14 protein-coding genes are annotated in these 16,988 nt (G+C 63.5%); 9 read left to right on the forward strand and 5 right to left on the reverse strand.

The genetic code is table 11. The annotated features are described in order from the left end of the window. Positions 1-72: 72 nt before the first annotated feature. On the forward strand, positions 73-867 hold the full coding sequence (locus LB568_RS28130) for an RlmE family RNA methyltransferase (protein ID WP_224731833.1): 795 nt from the start codon (positions 73-75) through the stop codon (positions 865-867). Between the two features lie 197 nt (positions 868-1,064). Here the strand turns inward: LB568_RS28130 and LB568_RS28135 are convergent, their stop codons facing one another. After that, positions 1,065-2,486: an MFS transporter gene (locus LB568_RS28135; protein WP_224731834.1), complete on the reverse strand. Its 1,422-nt coding sequence runs from the start codon at positions 2,484-2,486 to the stop codon at positions 1,065-1,067. Positions 2,487-2,755: 269 nt separating this feature from the next. On the opposite strand from LB568_RS28135, the gene LB568_RS28140 reads away from it, so the two are divergent. The 5 genes from LB568_RS28140 (at position 2,756) to LB568_RS28160 (ending at position 6,126) form a co-directional block, all read left to right on the forward strand. Continuing rightward, positions 2,756-3,001 (forward strand): type II toxin-antitoxin system prevent-host-death family antitoxin, encoded by a 246-nt coding sequence (locus LB568_RS28140; protein WP_013896039.1) that lies wholly within the window; start codon positions 2,756-2,758, stop codon positions 2,999-3,001. Next, positions 2,998-3,453 carry a PIN domain-containing protein gene (locus tag LB568_RS28145; protein ID WP_224731835.1) on the forward strand — a complete coding sequence of 152 codons (456 nt, stop codon included), beginning with the start codon at positions 2,998-3,000 and terminating at the stop codon, positions 3,451-3,453. Before LB568_RS28140 ends, LB568_RS28145 begins: the two co-directional genes overlap by 4 nt. Positions 3,454-3,587: 134 nt before the next feature. After that, the gene (gene guaB / locus LB568_RS28150) at positions 3,588-5,090 is read left to right on the forward strand and encodes an IMP dehydrogenase (protein WP_013896037.1); all 1,503 of its coding nucleotides are present in this window, start codon (positions 3,588-3,590) and stop codon (positions 5,088-5,090) included. A gap of 22 nt (positions 5,091-5,112) precedes the next feature. Further along, the gene (locus LB568_RS28155; protein ID WP_224731836.1) at positions 5,113-5,664 is read left to right on the forward strand and encodes a hypothetical protein; all 552 of its coding nucleotides are present in this window, start codon (positions 5,113-5,115) and stop codon (positions 5,662-5,664) included. 42 nt (positions 5,665-5,706) lie between these two features. Further along, positions 5,707-6,126: an MAPEG family protein gene (locus LB568_RS28160; protein WP_224731837.1), complete on the forward strand. Its 420-nt coding sequence runs from the start codon at positions 5,707-5,709 to the stop codon at positions 6,124-6,126. A 64-nt stretch (positions 6,127-6,190) separates the two neighbouring features. Here LB568_RS28160 and rnd read toward each other — a convergent pair whose 3' ends face one another. The 3 genes from rnd to LB568_RS28175 all read right to left on the reverse strand — a co-directional run bounded on the left by rnd (position 6,191) and on the right by LB568_RS28175 (position 9,990). Next, positions 6,191-7,342 (reverse strand): ribonuclease D, encoded by a 1,152-nt coding sequence (gene rnd, locus LB568_RS28165; RefSeq protein ID WP_224731838.1) that lies wholly within the window; start codon positions 7,340-7,342, stop codon positions 6,191-6,193. Positions 7,343-7,417: 75 nt separating this feature from the next. Continuing rightward, positions 7,418-8,662: an MFS transporter gene (locus LB568_RS28170; RefSeq protein WP_013896033.1), complete on the reverse strand. Its 1,245-nt coding sequence runs from the start codon at positions 8,660-8,662 to the stop codon at positions 7,418-7,420. Between the two features lie 95 nt (positions 8,663-8,757). Then, positions 8,758-9,990, reverse strand: coding sequence for an MFS transporter (locus LB568_RS28175; RefSeq protein WP_224731839.1), 1,233 nt, complete (start codon positions 9,988-9,990; stop codon positions 8,758-8,760). A gap of 118 nt (positions 9,991-10,108) precedes the next feature. Here LB568_RS28175 and LB568_RS28180 point away from each other — a divergent pair, with 118 nt between their 5' ends. Beyond that, positions 10,109-10,867, forward strand: a complete 759-nt coding sequence (locus LB568_RS28180) for a DeoR/GlpR family DNA-binding transcription regulator (RefSeq protein ID WP_013896031.1) — start codon at positions 10,109-10,111, stop codon at positions 10,865-10,867. A gap of 203 nt (positions 10,868-11,070) precedes the next feature. Continuing rightward, positions 11,071-12,864, forward strand: coding sequence for an aspartate--tRNA ligase (gene aspS, locus LB568_RS28185; RefSeq protein WP_224731840.1), 1,794 nt, complete (start codon positions 11,071-11,073; stop codon positions 12,862-12,864). A 234-nt stretch (positions 12,865-13,098) separates the two neighbouring features. On the opposite strand, the gene LB568_RS28190 is transcribed toward aspS, so the two are convergent. Then, the gene (locus tag LB568_RS28190; RefSeq protein WP_224731841.1) at positions 13,099-14,289 is read right to left on the reverse strand and encodes a hypothetical protein; all 1,191 of its coding nucleotides are present in this window, start codon (positions 14,287-14,289) and stop codon (positions 13,099-13,101) included. A 338-nt stretch (positions 14,290-14,627) separates the two neighbouring features. Between LB568_RS28190 and parC the strand changes: the two genes are divergently transcribed. Then, entirely contained in the window at positions 14,628-16,880 is a 2,253-nt protein-coding gene (gene parC / locus LB568_RS28195) for a DNA topoisomerase IV subunit A (RefSeq protein WP_224731842.1), read from the forward strand. Positions 16,881-16,988: the final 108 nt, after the last annotated feature.

Here is a 16,988-nt window from a genome sequence, read left to right on the forward strand (position 1 = left end):
GGGGGGGGTCCGCGGCGACGGAGTGGGGGAAGCCCTCCGCGAAACGCACATGCTCAAGCAAGAAATCAACCAATGACCAAGAAACCGGAAAAACCAGGTTCCGCCAGCATTCGCGTGCTGAAGACGCGAATCAAGAAGAAGAGCGGCCTGAAGGAATCGTCGCGCCGCTGGCTGCAGCGCCACATCAACGATCCCTATGTCCAGCGGTCGAAGGCCGACGGCTACCGCTCGCGCGCGGCCTACAAGCTGATCGAGATCGACGACAAGCATCACTTGCTCAAGCCCGGCATGAAGGTGATCGACCTTGGCGCCGCGCCCGGCGGCTGGTGCCAGGTGGCGGCCGCGCGGACGAAATCGACGGCAGAAAACCCGCATGTCATCGGCATCGACTATCTGGAAATGGATGCCGTGCCCGGCGCGCCGGTGCTGCTGATGGATTTTCTCGATCCGGCAGCCCCGCAGAAGCTGGCCGAGGCGCTGGGTGGTGACCCCGATGTCGTGCTGTCCGACATGGCCGCACCCACCACCGGCCACAAGCGGACCGACCATATCCGCACCATGCATCTGTGCGAGGTGGCCGCCGATTTCGCGCTATCGGTGCTGAAGCCGGGCGGACATTTCCTCGCCAAGACGTTTCAGGGCGGCGCGGAGAACGAACTGCTCTCGATGCTCAAGAAGAACTTCCGGTCGGTGCACCACGTCAAGCCACCCGCCTCGCGCGATGAGTCGGTAGAGCTTTATCTCTTGGCGAAGGATTTCAAGGGGCGAGAGGCCGGTCCGCCATCAGGCGGATCGGAACGTCCAGTGGACGTTCCGAAGGACTCGAGCGCCCGGAGCCATAGCGAAGGGCCGGGGGACGCCGAGTAGCGTCTTCCCTTCTCCCCTTGCGGGAGAAGGTGGCCTCGCGAAGCGAGGTCGGATGAGGGGTGGTCCAGCTTGGCGATATGCTTGCAAAGCCACGACTGCGCCTCTCACCAACGCTTCACTCCGCTGGAACACCCTCATCCGTCTCGGCGCTATCGCGCCGATCCACCTTCTCCCGCAAGGGGAGAAGGCAGAGGGAGCTACTCTCCCGGCGATCTCACCGGTTCCAGCGTCTTGGGCGTGGTCAGCCGGCCATGGCCGGAGACGGCGTTGCCGGCATCGGGCGTCAGGCGCATGAACGACAGCGACGCGGCGGCCGAAATCGCGGCGACGACGAAAAAGGCGAGGTGGAAATCGGCCAGCATCAGCGGTCCGCCATGGATGCTCGTCGACACTTCCAGGATGCCGCCCGCAACCGCCACGCCGAGCGCGATCGACAATTGCTGGAAGACGGCGGCGATCGGCGTCGCCTTGCTGGTATCCTCGGCCGAAACCTCCGCATAGGCGAGGGCGTTGACGCCGGTGAAGAACATCGAGCGGATGAAGCCGCCGACCAACAGCATGGCCAGCATCAGCAGATAGGGTGTGTCGGGGGTGAACAGGCCGTTGATGGCGATCGACCCCGCCGCCACCAGCGAGCCGACGATCAGCACGCGGCGGAAGCCGGCAACGCGAAAGATCAGCGCGGTGACGAATTTCATGCCGATGGCGCCGATCGCCGAGACGAAGGTGATCATGCCGGACTGGAACGGCGTCAGCCCGAAGCCGATCTGGAACATCAGCGGCAGCAGGAACGGCACCGCACCGATGCCGATGCGAAACAGCGAACCGCCAAGCACCGACGAGCGGAACACCTGGTTGCGGAACAGGTCGAGCGCCAGCAAGGGGTTTTTCGCGCGGCGCGCATGCATCAGGTAGAGCGCGCCCGACAACAGGCCGACAGTGACGGTGATGAAACCTGTCGCCGGCGGCAGATAGGGCAGGCTGACCACCGAGAGGCCGAACACGACGCCGGATGCCGCCAGCCCGCTCAGCACGAAACCGATGAAATCGAGCGGCGGCGTCTCCATCGATTCGGTTTCCGGCAGGAAGCGGGTGGCGAGCCAGATGCCGATCAGGCCGATCGGCACGTTGATCAGGAAGATCCAGTGCCAGGTGAAGTAGGTGGTGATGAAGCCGCCGACCGGCGGTCCGACCAGCGGACCGACCAATGCGGGAACGGTCAGCCACGACATGGCGGCGACGAGATCGCTCTTGGGTGTGGCGCGTACCAGCACCAGGCGCCCGACCGGCGTCATCATGGCGCCGCCAATGCCTTGCAAGAACCGCGAGACCACGAAGGCCGGCAGCGAACCGGAGAGAGCGCAGGCGATCGAGCCGGCGATGAACACCGCTATCGCGGCGCGAAAGACGTTCTTGGCGCCGAAGCGGTCGGCCATCCAGCCGCTGATCGGAATGAAGATCGCCAGCGACACCAGATAGGCCGTCAGCGCCAGCTTGAGTGCGATCGGGCTGGTGTGGATGTCGATGGCGATCGCCGGCAGCGATGTCGCGATCACGGTCGAATCCATGTTTTCCATGAAAAGAGCGACCGCCAGTATGAGCGGGATGGTGCGGTTCACGAGCGTGGCCGTTTCAGATTTCTTTCCGGCCCACTTCTTGTCTAGAAAGGGGGGCAAGCCGATACAAGGGGGCGGTTATCACGGCTGGACACCGATGTCGTGTTAATTTGCTGTCACTTTTGTGGGAACGGGCCGAGACGGCGACGGCTCTCCTGGCCTGCCCGAGAGACTGGCGGCCGCATTCCAGGGCGGTGGGCGGCGATGAGAAGCTTGCGGAAAACGGTGCGCCTCATTATTGTAGTGATAATAACTACTATATAGGCCGTATCATGGAAGAAGCCGTTTCGGCAGCCGATGCCAACCGCAAGTTCTCGCTCATCCTGCGCGGTGTTCGCGAAGGACAAAGCTACGTCGTGACCAGTCACGGACGCCCCGTGGCGCGGATCGTGCCCGCGGATCAACAAGAGGGGGTGGTCTCCCGCTCGCGCGCAGCGCTGCTGTCGCGCCTCGAACGCCAGCCTGCGACTGATGTTGGGCGCTGGACCCGCGATGAGCTTTACGAGGACGAGCGGTGAAGGTCGCGCTCGACACCAATGTCCTTGCCTATGCGGAAGGGGTCAACGGTGTAGAGAAGCGCGACACCGTTCTCGAGTTGATGCGCAAGGTCCCGCAAGAGGCCGCCATTATTCCCGTTCAGGTCCTTGGTGAATTGTACAATGTTCTCGTCCGCAAGGCCGCAAGACCGCCTGTCGAGGCCCGGGATGCCCTTCTGAGCTGGCGCGATGCGTTTGCGGTTGCCGCGACAACGCAGGACGTGATGATGATGGCGGCTGATCTGGCGACGGACCATCGCTTCAGCATTTGGGATGCGGTCATTCTCTCCGCCGCCTCGCAAGCCGGTTGCCGGCTGCTGCTTTCGGAAGATCTGCAGGACGGCTTCACATGGGGAGGGGTAACTGTCGTCAATCCTTTCGCATCGCCGCGCCATGCCTTGCTGAATGCTCTCGTGGGAGAGTCCGCCGAATAGACGCGCCGGGCGCAACGATCGGCTTTTCATCGGCGCCACGACGTGTTACCAGCCAGCGCCAATCCTGAAAGGGAATAACGAGTCGGCGCTGTCCATTCCGGTCCAGCGCCTTTCATGCATTCTAAGGACTGGCCATGGCAAAAATCATCGAAACGTCCACCGGCGCACTGGCGCTGACCTTTGACGACGTGCTTCTGCAGCCGGGTCATTCCGAGGTCATGCCTGGCGAAACCGATGTCCGCACCCGCATTGCCGGCGATATCGACCTCAATGTCCCGATCCTGTCGGCCGCGATGGACACCGTCACCGAGGCGCGTCTCGCCATCGCCATGGCCCAGGCCGGCGGCATCGGCGTCATCCATCGCAATTTCTCGCCGGCCGAGCAGGCCGAGCAGGTGCGGCAGGTGAAGAAATTCGAATCCGGCATGGTGGTCAACCCGGTCACCATCGGGCCCGATGCTACCCTTGCCGATGCGCTGTCGCTGATGCGCACCTATTCGATCTCGGGCATTCCGGTGGTCGAGAATGGCGGCACCGGCGGTCACAAGACGGGGCGGCTGGTCGGCATACTGACCAACCGCGACGTGCGCTTTGCCTCCGATCCGGCGCAGAAGGTCTACGAGTTGATGACCCGTGAGAACCTGATCACGGTCAAGGAGAATGTCGATCAGGACGAGGCCAAGCGGCTTCTGCACCAGCACCGGATCGAAAAGCTCGTCGTCGTCGACAAGTCGGGCAATTGCGTCGGGTTGATCACCGTCAAGGACATCGAGAAGTCGCAGCTCAACCCGCATGCCACCAAGGATGCGCAGGGGCGCCTGCGCGCCGCCGCCGCCACCAGCGTCGGCGACGATGGCTTCGAGCGCGCCGAACGCCTCATCGAGGCCGGCGTCGACCTCCTGGTGATCGACACCGCGCATGGCCACTCGCAGCGCGTGCTGGACGCCGTCACGCGGGCGAAGAAGCTCTCCAACTCGGTGCGCATCCTGGCCGGCAACGTCGCCACCGCGGAAGGCACGCAGGCGCTGATCGATGCCGGCGCCGACGCTGTCAAGGTCGGCATCGGCCCGGGCTCGATCTGCACCACCCGTATCGTGGCCGGCGTCGGCGTGCCGCAGCTCTCGGCCATCATGTCGGCGGTCGAGACGGCGCATAAATCGGGCGTTTCGGTGATCGCCGATGGCGGCATCAAATATTCGGGCGATCTTGCCAAGGCGCTCGCCGCCGGCGCCAGTGCCGCCATGATCGGTTCGCTGCTGGCCGGGACGGACGAGAGCCCGGGCGAGGTCTATCTGCACCAGGGCCGTTCCTTCAAGGCCTATCGCGGCATGGGTTCGGTCGGCGCCATGGCGCGCGGATCGGCCGATCGCTACTTCCAGGCCGAGGTGCGCGACACGCTGAAACTGGTGCCGGAAGGCATCGAAGGGCAGGTTCCCTACAAAGGACCTGTGTCTGGCGTGCTGCACCAGCTTGCAGGCGGGCTGAAAGCCGCTATGGGTTATGTAGGCGGCCGCGACCTTGCCGATTTCCGCGACCGCGCCACCTTTGTGCGCATATCCAACGCCGGACTTCGTGAAAGCCACGCCCATGACGTCACGATTACCCGCGAAAGCCCGAACTATCCCGGAGGAGTCTGACTCTTCCGGAACCTGGCGCAGCTTGACGGTGACGGTCCTGCGGCTGTCGCGTCATGCCGCGGCACTCTGTTTCCTGTCGGGCGCGGTTTTTATCGCCATGACCGGGTTGGAATTCTTCTATTTCCGTCAGCTGAGCGGCGGTTTGCCTTCGCTCGACATGCGCTTTTTCGGCTTCACGCCCGACGAAGGCATGGCCTGGCTGACGGCGCTCGGCCGGCGCGGTGGCGAGATCATTCTCGTCTGGCACTATCTGACCTTCGATCTGCTGTTTCCGGCGCTGCTGTCGCTGACGCTGGTCAGCCTGATCCTGGCTATCGGCCGGCGCCTGAAGAATTTCCGCGTGCTGCCGCCGCAGGTGCAGTCGATCTTCGCGCTGGTCCTGGTGCTGCCCTATACGCTTGCCGACTATGCCCAGAACATCGCCGTGGCGCGTCTCCTGTCCGATTTCCTGTCGGCCAACCCGGATTCGCTGTCTTTCGCCTCGGCTCTGATCGTCACCAAATTCGCGTTTCTCGCCATCCCGGTGATCGTCATTGCCGCTTTCTGGCTGGCGAGCCAGAAACATCAGGCTTGATGCCGGACCGGAAGCGCGCATTTACCGGGCAGGGGGCGTGTCATGAACCAGACGACGATCTTCTGGCCTGTCCTGGCCCACGTGCTGCTGATCTACATCGTCTACTGTGTCCTCGGCCGCCGCAGATATGGCGCGGTTAAGTCGGGTGAGGCCAAGGTCGGTCAATACAAGATACGCTCGACCGAGCCGGCGTCCAGCGCCACGGTCGCCGCCAATCTCAGCAACCAGTTCGAACTGCCGGTGCTGTTCTACGTGCTGTGCCTGACGCTGCATGCCACCAACGGCGTCAAATATCTGACGCTCGCGCTGATGTGGATCTTCGTCGCCTCGCGCTATGTCCACGCCTTGGTTCACCTGACCAGCAACAATCTGCTGCTGCGCAACCGCTCTTTCGTCATAGGTGCCGTGGTTGTCCTGCTGGGCTGGATCTGGTTCGCACTGCACCTGCTTGGGGTGGTTTGAACAGTCTGACCCTCCCCCTTGTGATGGAGGTCGCTCCGCAAAGCGGGGCGGGGGTACGCTATTCCTACAAATCGAAGACCGCGATCTTGCGCTTGTCGAACTTGATGCCGATCTCACCGCGCACCAGCTTCAGCGCCGCCTCGCCGAACACGGCGCGCCGCCAACCTTGCAGGGCCGGCACGTCGGCCTCCTCACCTTCGGCCGCGATGCGGTCGATATCGTCGCTGGAGGCCAGCACTTTCGAGGCCACGCCCTGCTGTTCGGCGATGATCCTGAGCAGCACTTTCAACAGTTCCGCGGCAGCGCTCGAGCCCTCGGGCGGCTGGAAACTCTTCGGCAGCTTCGGCATCTGCTCCTTGGGCAAGGCCAGCGCCGTGTTGACGGCGCCGAGCAGCGCCGTCGCCGTCGAGGACCGCTCCCAGCCCTTCGGCGTCGTGCGCAGCTTGGCAAGGGCCGCAGCATCGCGCGGCGCCTGCTGCGCCACCTCGTAGATCGCGTCGTCCTTGAGCACCCGGCCGCGCGGCACGTCGCGCTCGCGCGCCTCGCGCTCGCGCCATGCCGCCACGGCCTGCACGATCGCCAGTTCCTGCGGCTTGCGCAGCCGCATCTTCAGCCGCTTCCAGGCGTCCTCGGGATGCGGATCGTAGGTCTCGCGCGAGGTCAGCACGTCCATTTCCTCGTTCAGCCAGTGGGCGCGGTTTTCCCGCGCCAGTTCGGCGTTGAGGTGCTGATAGACCTCGATCAGATGGGTGACGTCGGCCAGCGCATAATCGAGCTGCTTGTCGGAAAGCGGCCGGTGGCGCCAGTCGGTGAAACGCGACGACTTGTCGAGCCGCGCGCCGGTGATGCGCTGCACCAGCTGATCATAGGAAACGCTGTCGCCGAAGCCGCAGACCATCGCCGCGACCTGTGTATCGAAGACGGGATGCGGAACCAGGTCGCCGAGATGGACGATGATTTCGATGTCCTGCCTGGCGGCGTGGAAGACCTTGACCACCGCCTCGTTGGCCATCAGCTTGAAGAACGGCCTCAGGTCGATGTCCGATGACAAGGGATCGATCAGCGCCGTCACGCCCGGCGCGGCCATCTGGATCAGGCACAGGATTGGCCAGAAGGTCGTCTCGCGAATGAATTCGGTGTCGACGGTGACGAAATCCGACTTTTCGAAAGCGGCGAGAGCGGTCTCGAGTTCTTTCTGGGTGGTGATGACGTGCATCAAATCGCTTTTGGCAGGAGTAGGGTCTTCCTAGATTTCAGCCGGGAAGGCTTTCGTCAAGCCGTGGCACCCTCGTCACGGCTTTTCCGGGCCGTCCGGATCGCCGTTTCTTCTGGCCAGCCGTGCGAAAACGGTGGAAGTGCGCAACAATGCGGTGAAACGGCTGCGCTTGCCCGCTGGCACGCCGGACCGTGCCTGCATGCGGTAGAGGATGACGGCGATGAAGATCGCGTAGACCATGGCGCTGAACACGAACAGCGCGCTTGGCCCGAAATATTGCATTGCGGTCGAGGCGGCGAAAGGGCCGCCGATGGCGCCGAAGGAGTAGAACAGCATCAGGGCCGCGTTGATCAGCACGAACTCGCCAGTGTCGGCGCGGTCGTTGGAATGCGCCGCCGACAGCGAATAGAGCGGCATGGCGAAACAGCCGAAGATGAAGATGATGACGAAGTTGAGCGCAGGGTTGCTGCCGGCAATGAACACCAGCGCCAAGGCCGAAAGCATCGCGCAGCAGGTGGTCATCAACAGCACCCGGCGCCGGTCCCAGCGGTCGGAGAGATACCCCAGCGGATACTGGATGATGGCGCCGCCGAAGATGCCGACGCTGACGAAGGTGACGACATCGGCGACCGACATGCCGATCTGCTCGGCATAAACAGGTGAGAGCGTGCGAAACGCGCTGTTGGTGACGCCCACGGCGATGCAGCCGAAGCAGCCCAGCGGTGAAATCCGCCAGACGCGCGCCAGGTCGAGCTTGACCCCCTCCGGTGGCGTCGGGTTGGATCGGTCGCCGAGGGAAACCGGCACCAGCGACAGCGTGATCATGATCGACATGATGGCGAAGATGGTGAAGCCGCCGGCGCCGAAGACCGGGATCAGGAACTGGGCGCCGGTCACCGAACCGGTATCGACCATCCGGTAGATCGCCAGTACGCGGGCGCGGTCGTGGTTGCTGACGCCGGAATTGAGCCAGCTTTCCACGATCGTGAACAGCCCGGCGAAGCAGAAGCCGCCGGCAAAGCGCACCGCGCACCACATCACCGGATCGAGGACCAGCACTAGCAGCAAGGTGCCGACCGAGGCGATCGCCGCTAGCGCCGAAAACGCCCTGATATGGCCGACCGCCTTCATGATGCGGGTGATGGCCAGGCAGCCGAGCAGGAAACCGGCGAAATAGAAGGTGCCCATCAGGCCGATGTCGGAGGCGGAAAACCCTTCCTGCGCACCGCGCAGCGCGATCAGCGTGCTCTGCAGCCCATTGCCGCCGAGCAGGATGCCTGCGGCGAGAAGAAGCGGGATCAAGGGGCGGATGGAAGACATGTAAAAGGACGATCACGTATCGGTGATCCCTTCTTGAACCATTGCCCTGGTCAATGCCAGCGGCAATTCCAGGTCGCCAACAGGGCGCGTGCTCCTCAGGCCTCGCCGGTCCGCGCCGGTATTTTCCGCCGCGCCAGGCCGGAGGCCTCGTTGGACGTCGCCGCTGGCTTCTCCGAGGGCGCCCGTCGGCCAAGCGCGCCGGCGGTTAGCAGGCTGAGCGCAATGAACGGAATGCCGATGCCGAAGGCCGAGCGGATGCCCCAATGGTCCGAGACGAAGCCGAGCAGCGGCGGCCCGAGCAGGAAGGCGACGAAGGAGATCTGCGACAGCGCCGCGACATTGATTGCCGCCGGCCGGTCCGTCCGCTGCGCGGCCGCAGAGATCGCCAGTGGGAAGAGCGCGCTCGTGCCGATGCCTAGAAGAGCAAAACCCAGCATGGACAACAGCGGCGAAGGCGACAGGAAGACCATGAAGACGCCGGCCGCCATGCAGGCCAGCAGCACCCGTGCCACGCCGCTCGGCGAGTGCCGATCGACGAAGCTGTCGGCGAAGAAGCGCGTGGTCGCCTGCGAAAACGCAAACAGCGCCACGGTGAAACCGGCAACGAACGGGCCGGCATCGAACACGGTGCGCATGTAGATCGCCGACCAGTCGATGCTGGCGCCCTCCATCAGCATCGCAGAAAGCGTCACCGCCACCAGGACAAGGATCGGCAGCGTTGGCCGCGCGAAGGTGGGCGCCTTGTCGCCGGTGCTGGCGAAACGGGCCGGTGCCGGCTGGTAACCGCCGAGAAACAGCGCCATGGATATCGCGACCATGGGCACGACAATAGCCAGGTGCAGTTGCGGCGACACACCGAGATGCCCAAGTGCTGCACCGAACAGGCCAGCGCCGAAGAAGCCCATGCTCCAGAACGAATGCGCCCTGTTCATGATCCGGCGTTTCAGCAGGAATTCCGTTCTGTCGGCTTCGACATTGAGCATGATCTCGACGCTGCCGATCATCAGGCCGACCGGAAAGAGCATCAGGAACAGCGCCAGCGGACCCGTCGCATGTACGGCGATGGCATAGGCAAGCGCCACCAGCGGGATCAAGGCAAGCAGCGCGCGGCGGAAGCCGACGCGCTCGAGCAGCGGCGTCGCAAGGGTCAGCGCCGTCAAGGTGCCGATCGGCGTTCCGATCAGGCTGAGGCCGAGCGTGCCGTCCTCGATGCCCATGGCGTGCTTGATGTCGGGCAGCCGCGGAAAGATGTTGCCCATGGCAAACGAATAGATCGCGAAGCCGGCATAGACCCGGTGTTGAGGGGAGAGGCTGAGGCCAAGGGTCATCGCTATGCCTTCAAGGAAAGAGGAGCCGCGGCTGGTCTGCTCGACTGCCCGATGCGTCGACTTCTTGCATAAGCATGCAGAACATGCAAGAACGTGCACAAAAATATAGGAATGTGCAATGCTGACCGATGAACGGCACCAACTCATTCGCGACCGGCTTGCATCGGAGGGCCGGGTATTGGCTGGCGAACTGGCGACTCGCTTCGGTGTATCGGACGATACGGTCCGGCGCGACCTGAGGGAGCTGGCAAAGGCCGGGCAATGCCGCCGCGTCTATGGCGGCGCGGTCGCGCCCGCACCATTCGCCGCGGCGTCCATCAACCTGCGCGGCAGCCATGCCGTCGAGGAGAAGATGCGGCTGGCGCGGACGGCGGTGGCTCTGCTCTCCAGCGGGCAGAGCCTGTTCATCGATGGCGGAACCACCAATGCCGCGATCGCCAAGGCCATTCCGCGTGACCTCGAACTCACCATAGCAACCAATTCGCTCGGCGTCGCCTCGGCCCTGTCCGATCACGCTCTGGTCGAATTGATCGTGCTGGGCGGAAGGTTCGACCGCGAACTCGGAACCTGCGTCGGAGGCGACACGCTGGCCGCCGTCGCGCAGCTTGGCGCCGATCTGTTTTTCCTCGGCTCCTGCGGTCTCGATGCCACAAGAGGCGTGACCGCTTTCGATTCGGCGGAAGCCGAGGTGAAGCGGGCCATGGCCAGGAACAGCGGCGGCATCGTCATCGCCGTTACCAACGACAAGCTGGCCACTGCATCGCCCTATCGTGTCGCCGGCCCCGAAGCGATCCGCCATCTGGTCGTCGACAAGACCGCGCCGGCCAGTATCCTTGCGGAATTCGAACGTCAGGGCGCTGAAATCCACTTCGCTTGAAGCCGTCGCCCGCGCATCCGCCAACGGGGTGCCCTGATTTCGAGTTTTCGCCCGGGCTTCGACCCGGGCTTCGACAAGGGATGTCGAAACAGGCGGCTGCGCTCGCTTGCCTTGACAAATCCGGCCTCCCATGCGCTTTTCGCGCAAATTTTGAGGCCGGGCTTGATGCTTCGGCCTGCAACCCAGCACCCCGGACTTTACCAATGACCATGCACCGTTACCGCAGCCACACCTGTGCCCAGTTGAGAAAGAGCGACGTCGGCTCTTCCGTTCGCCTGTCGGGCTGGGTGCATCGCGTGCGCGACCATGGCGGCCTGCTGTTCATCGACCTGCGCGACCATTATGGCCTGACCCAGATCGTCGCCGATCCCGATTCGCCCGCCTTCAAGGTCGCCGAGACCGTGCGTGGCGAATGGGTGATCCGTGTCGACGGCGAGGTCAAGGCACGCTTGCCAGAAACCACGAACGCCAACCTGCCGACCGGCGAGATCGAGATTTTCGCCCGCGAGATCGAGGTGCTGTCGGCGGCCAAGGAACTGCCGCTGCCGGTGTTCGGCGAGCCGGACTATCCCGAGGACATCCGCCTGAAGTATCGCTTCCTCGACCTGCGCCGCGACACGCTGCACAAGAACATCGTGGCGCGGACGAAAATCATCGCCGAGATGCGCAAGCGCATGACCGATGTCGGCTTCACCGAATTCTCGACGCCGATCCTGACCGCGTCCTCGCCGGAAGGCGCGCGTGACTTCCTGGTGCCGTCGCGCATCCATCCCGGCAGCTTCTACGCGCTGCCGCAGGCGCCGCAGCAGTACAAGCAGCTGATCATGGTATCGGGCTTCGACCGCTATTTCCAGATCGCGCCCTGCTTCCGCGACGAGGATCCGCGCGCCGACCGTCTGCCCGGCGAATTCTACCAGCTCGACCTCGAGATGAGCTTCGTCGAGCAGGACGACGTGCTGTCGACCATGGAGCCGGTGATGCGCGGGGTCTTCGAGACCTTCGCCAACGGCAAGCCGGTGACGCAGACATTCCAGCGCATCCCCTATGATGTCGCCATGCGCAAATATGGCTCCGACAAGCCCGACCTGCGCAACCCGATCGAGATGCAGGCCGTCTCCGACCATTTTCGCGAGTCCGGCTTCAAGGTGTTCGCCAATATCCTGGCCAACGACCCGAAGGCCGAGGTCTGGGGCATTCCGGCCAAGACCGGCGGCAGCCGCGCCTTCTGCGACCGCATGAACTCCTGGGCGCAAGGCGAGGGCCAGCCGGGGCTGGGTTACATCTTCTGGCGCAAGGAGGGCGAAAAGCTCGAAGGCGCCGGTCCGCTCGCCAAGAACATCGGCGAGGAACGAACCGAGGCGATCCGCCAGCAGCTCGGCCTTGCCGATGGCGATGCCGCCTTCTTCGTCGCCGGTGATCCGAAGAAATTCGTCTCCTTCGCCGGTGCCGCACGCACCCGCGCCGGCGAGGAACTGAACCTTGTCGACCGCGAGCGCTTCGAACTGTGCTGGATCGTCGACTTCCCGTTCTTCGAATGGAACGAGGAGGAGAAGAAGATCGACTTCGCCCACAATCCGTTCTCGATGCCGCAGGGCGGCATCGATGCGTTGAACGGCGAGGATCTGCTCGGCATCAAGGCGTTCCAGTACGACATGGTCTGCAACGGTTTCGAGATCGCCTCGGGCGGTATCCGCAACCATCTGCCCGAAACCATGGTCAAGGCGTTCGAGACCGTTGGGCTCGACCGTGCCACGGTCGAGGAGCGCTTTGGTGGCCTCTACCGCGCCTTCCAGTACGGCGCGCCGCCGCATGGCGGCATGGCTGCCGGCGTGGACCGCGTCGTCATGCTGCTGGTCGGAGCGAAGAACCTGCGCGAGATTACCATGTTCCCGATGAACCAGCAGGCCTACGACCTGCTGATGAACGCGCCTTCGGAAGCGAGCCCGCAGCAGCTTCGCGAACTGGCGCTGCGCGTCGCGCCGACCAAGAAGGACTGACGGCAGCGTTGCAACTGCCATTTCTCCCCGTCTCTATACGGGGAGAAATGTCCGGCAGGACAATGAGGGGCAGCGCGGATGCCGGTGATTGGCGAACGGCCGTAGCAACTGACGCCTTCTGACAGGCGATCGGTTCGGCATTGAATTGCAATTTGCAGGTGTCGGCGCTGCCCCTCATCCGCCTGCTGGCACCTTCTCCCCGTATAGTGACGGGGAGAAGGGAGCTAACTTCGATCAGTCTTCGTTCGCCTTGACGCTGACACCCAGCGTCTTCGGCAGGTCGAGCGGGTTGGACATGGCGCCCGCCATGATCAGCGCGAACGGCACCGATGCCGGCGGCTCGGCCGAGATTTCGAGGCTCTTCGGGTCGTCGAGATATTTGCCGATCGCCGCCGTCACCTGCGCCGTCAGTTCCGGATTGTTGAGCTGCGCCATGCCGAACGGCACGATCGCCTTGGCCTGGTTGGCGATGTCCTTGGCCGACATGCCCTGCTGCTTGCCGACATATTCCAGCACCTTGTTGGTCAGCGAATCGTCGTCGAAGCGGATCGAGGCGCTGTTGAACGAAAGCTGCTGCAACAGGCCGAGCATGGCCATGCCCTGCGCGGAATTGTCGGCGCCTTCGGGCTGCGCCGCCATCTTCTTCTGCATCTCCTGCAGCGACTTGACGAAGTCCATCGTGTAGCCACCGAGGTCGAAGGTCATGCCGAGCGTTCCGGCATTCTCGACGGAAATGTCATATTTCGACAGTTCGATCTTGCCATCCGAGGGCTGCCAGGTGCCGGCCATTTCGAGGTTGCCCGAGATATTCTGGTAGCCGAGAGCGTTGATGACTTCCTTCGACTTGGGATCGTCGACCAGCGTCAGGTCCGCATTGAACTTTTCCGTGGTGCCGGTGAATTCCATCGCCTTGCCGTCGGCCGGCGGCGTGATCTCTATGGCAAGGCCGTCCATCGAGAAGGCGGTCTTGTCGGCGACCTTGACGGTCATGTTTTCGAGTTCGGCGGATTTGTACATCATCAGCGAGCCCAGCGGGCCGGTGGAGCCATCGGCCGGAACGGTCATGTCGTGGATCACGAAGGGGCTGAGATTGAGGGTGACGCCATCCTTGCTGTGTTCGAAGGCCGACGTCGACACGGTGGCGATGTCATAGCCGCCATTGGCTTCGGTGACGCCCTCGAGCTTGACGTCGCCGATCGGCAGGGCTTCCTTTTCCGCGGCCGGTTTGATCGCGACGCCCTGCAGCACCATGCTGGTGTTGTCGCCGGTCACGCCGGTCCAGGAGATGTCGACGCCCTGCGCGGAAAGCGCCGCCTTCAGCCGGTCGGCGACCGCGGCGTCCTGTGCCAGGGCCGCATTCAGTGGCAGCGTGAGCAAGAAGGTCGAAAGAGCGAATTTCCGGAGAATTGAGCGGTTGATTGTCATCACAAGGTCCCTGAGAGTGTTCTGAAATTGTTTTTCAATTCTTTGCGCCATCACCATTCCGTGACGAACTGGACGGGAAAAAGGCGTATCCCCGGCACATTGGTCAAAAATCGCGGCGAAAGGCAAACCCGATCCGAACGTCATTGTCTAAAGCGGTGAATTTGGCATGAAGAGCGGGTCACGCAGCGCCGTCGCGCTTGGCAATAGATGGGGCGTGTAACAGATTGATGTTGGCCGGCAAGCCGGACCTTTCGGCTTCATGTTGCACAAAGGACGCAAGTCGATTGGCCCGGCACGCGCCACTTGCCGCGAATCACCCGCTCGGCTAGTTCCAGCCCATGGGAAAAAGGCTTTTGCCGCCTGACAATGGCGGTGGCGATCATATCGAACCGGTCGACCTGAAGAAGGCGCTGGAAGAGCGCTATCTCGCCTATGCGCTGTCGACCATCATGCACCGGGCGCTGCCCGACGTGCGCGACGGACTGAAACCGGTCCATCGCCGCATCATGCACGCCATGCGCCTGCTGCGGCTCAACCCCGACCAGGGCTTCGCCAAATGCGCCCGCATCGTCGGCGAGGTGATGGGCAAGTTCCACCCGCATGGCGACCAGTCGATCTATGACGCGCTGGTGCGGCTGGCGCAGGATTTTTCGATGCGCTATCCGCTGGTCGACGGGCAAGGCAATTTCGGCAACATCGACGGCGATAACGCCGCCGCCATGCGTTACACCGAAGCGCGCATGACCGACGTCGCGACCGAGCTGTTGGCCGGCATCACCGAGGATGCTGTCGACTACCGGCCGACCTACAATGAAGAGGACGAGGAGCCGGTCGTGCTGCCCGGCGCCTTCCCGAACCTCCTGGCCAATGGCTCGTCGGGCATTGCCGTCGGCATGGCGACGTCGATCCCCCCGCACAACGCGGCCGAACTTTGCGACGCCGCACTTCACCTGATCGAGCACCGGGACGCGCCGGTGGCGAAGCTGATGGATTTCGTCCAGGGTCCGGATTTCCCGACCGGCGGCATCATCGTCGACAGCCGCGCCTCCATTCTCGAAGCCTACGAGACCGGCCGCGGCGGCTTTCGTGTCCGCTCCAAATGGAGCCAGGAAGACCAGGGCAGGGGCACCTGGAGCATCGTCGTCACCGAAATCCCTTATGGCGTGCAGAAGGCGCGGCTGATCGAGAAGATCGCCGAGTTGCTGATGGCCCGCAAACTGCCGCTGCTCGAAGACATCAGGGACGAAAGTGCCGAAGACATCCGCGTCGTGCTGGTGCCCAAGAGCCGATCGGTCGATCCCGGCATCCTGATGGAATCGCTGTTCAAGCTGACCGAGCTCGAAAGCCGCTTCCCGCTCAACATGAATGTGCTTTCGCGCGGCAAGGTGCCCAATGTGCTGTCGCTCAAGGGCGTCCTGCAGGAATGGCTCGACCATCGCCGCGATGTGCTCGTCCGCCGCTCCAAGCATCGCCTGGGCGAGATCGAAAGACGGCTGGAGATCCTCGCCGGCTATCTGATCGCCTATCTCAACATCGACGAGGTGATCAAGATCATCCGCGAGGAGGATGAGCCCAAGCAGGTGATGATGGCCCGCTGGTCGCTCACCGACACCCAGGCCGAAGCCATCCTCAACATGCGCCTGCGCGCCCTACGCAAGCTGGAAGAGTTCGAGATCCGCAAGGAATTCGACGGCCTCACCACCGAGAAGAAACAGATCGAGGCATTGCTTGCGTCCGACGCCAAGCAATGGTCGACCATCAAGTGGGAAGTCACCAGCATCCGGGACAAGTTCGGCCCGGAGACAGAGCTCGGCAAGCGCCGCACCCAGTTCGCCGATGCACCCGAGCACGACCTGACCGACATCGCCCATGCCATGATCGAGCGCGAGCCGGTCACCGTGGTGGTTTCGGAAAAGGGCTGGCTGCGGGCGATGAAGGGCCATCTGGCCGATCTCTCGACGTTGACCTTCAAGGAGGGCGACAGCCTCAAGCTCGCCTTCCACGCCCAGACCACCGACAAGGTGCTGGTGTTCACCACCGGCGGCAAGTTCTACACGATCGGCGCTGACCGGTTGCCGGGCGGGCGCGGCCATGGCGAACCGATCCGCATCATCGTCGACATGGACAATGACCAGGATATCGTCACCGCCTTCGTCCACGATCCCAAGCGCAAGCTGTTGCTGGCCTCCTATGACGCCAACGGCTTCATCGTGCCGGAGGAGGAAGTCGTCGCCAACACCCGCAAGGGCAAGCAGGTGATGAACGTCAAGGCGCCGGACGAAGCCAAGCGCTGCGTCCCGCTCACCGGCGATCATCTCGCCATCGTCGGCGAGAACCGCAAGATGCTGGTGTTCGCGCTTTCCGACATCCCGGAAATGGGTCGCGGCAAAGGCGTGCGGCTGCAGAAATACAAGGATGGCGGCCTGCTCGACCTAAAGCCGTTTACGCTGGAGACCGGCCTGTCCTGGCAGGATTCGGCCGACCGCACGTTTACCCGGTCGCGCGAGGAACTGGCCGAATGGATCGGCGCCCGCGCGTCGGCCGGACGGATGGTGCCGAAGGGATTTCCGAGGACGGGGAATTTTGGGTAGCGGCTGATCTCCCCCCTCGAGAGGGAGATGTCGCCGAAGGCGACAGAGGGGGTCGGTTCGACCGGACGCAACCTCCTGCTTTTAACAGAAGAGGCTAACGCCTTACGG

The organism is Mesorhizobium sp. B263B2A (assembly GCF_020165775.1).
In the GTDB taxonomy this organism is placed as follows: Bacteria; Pseudomonadota; Alphaproteobacteria; order Rhizobiales; family Rhizobiaceae; genus Mesorhizobium; species Mesorhizobium opportunistum.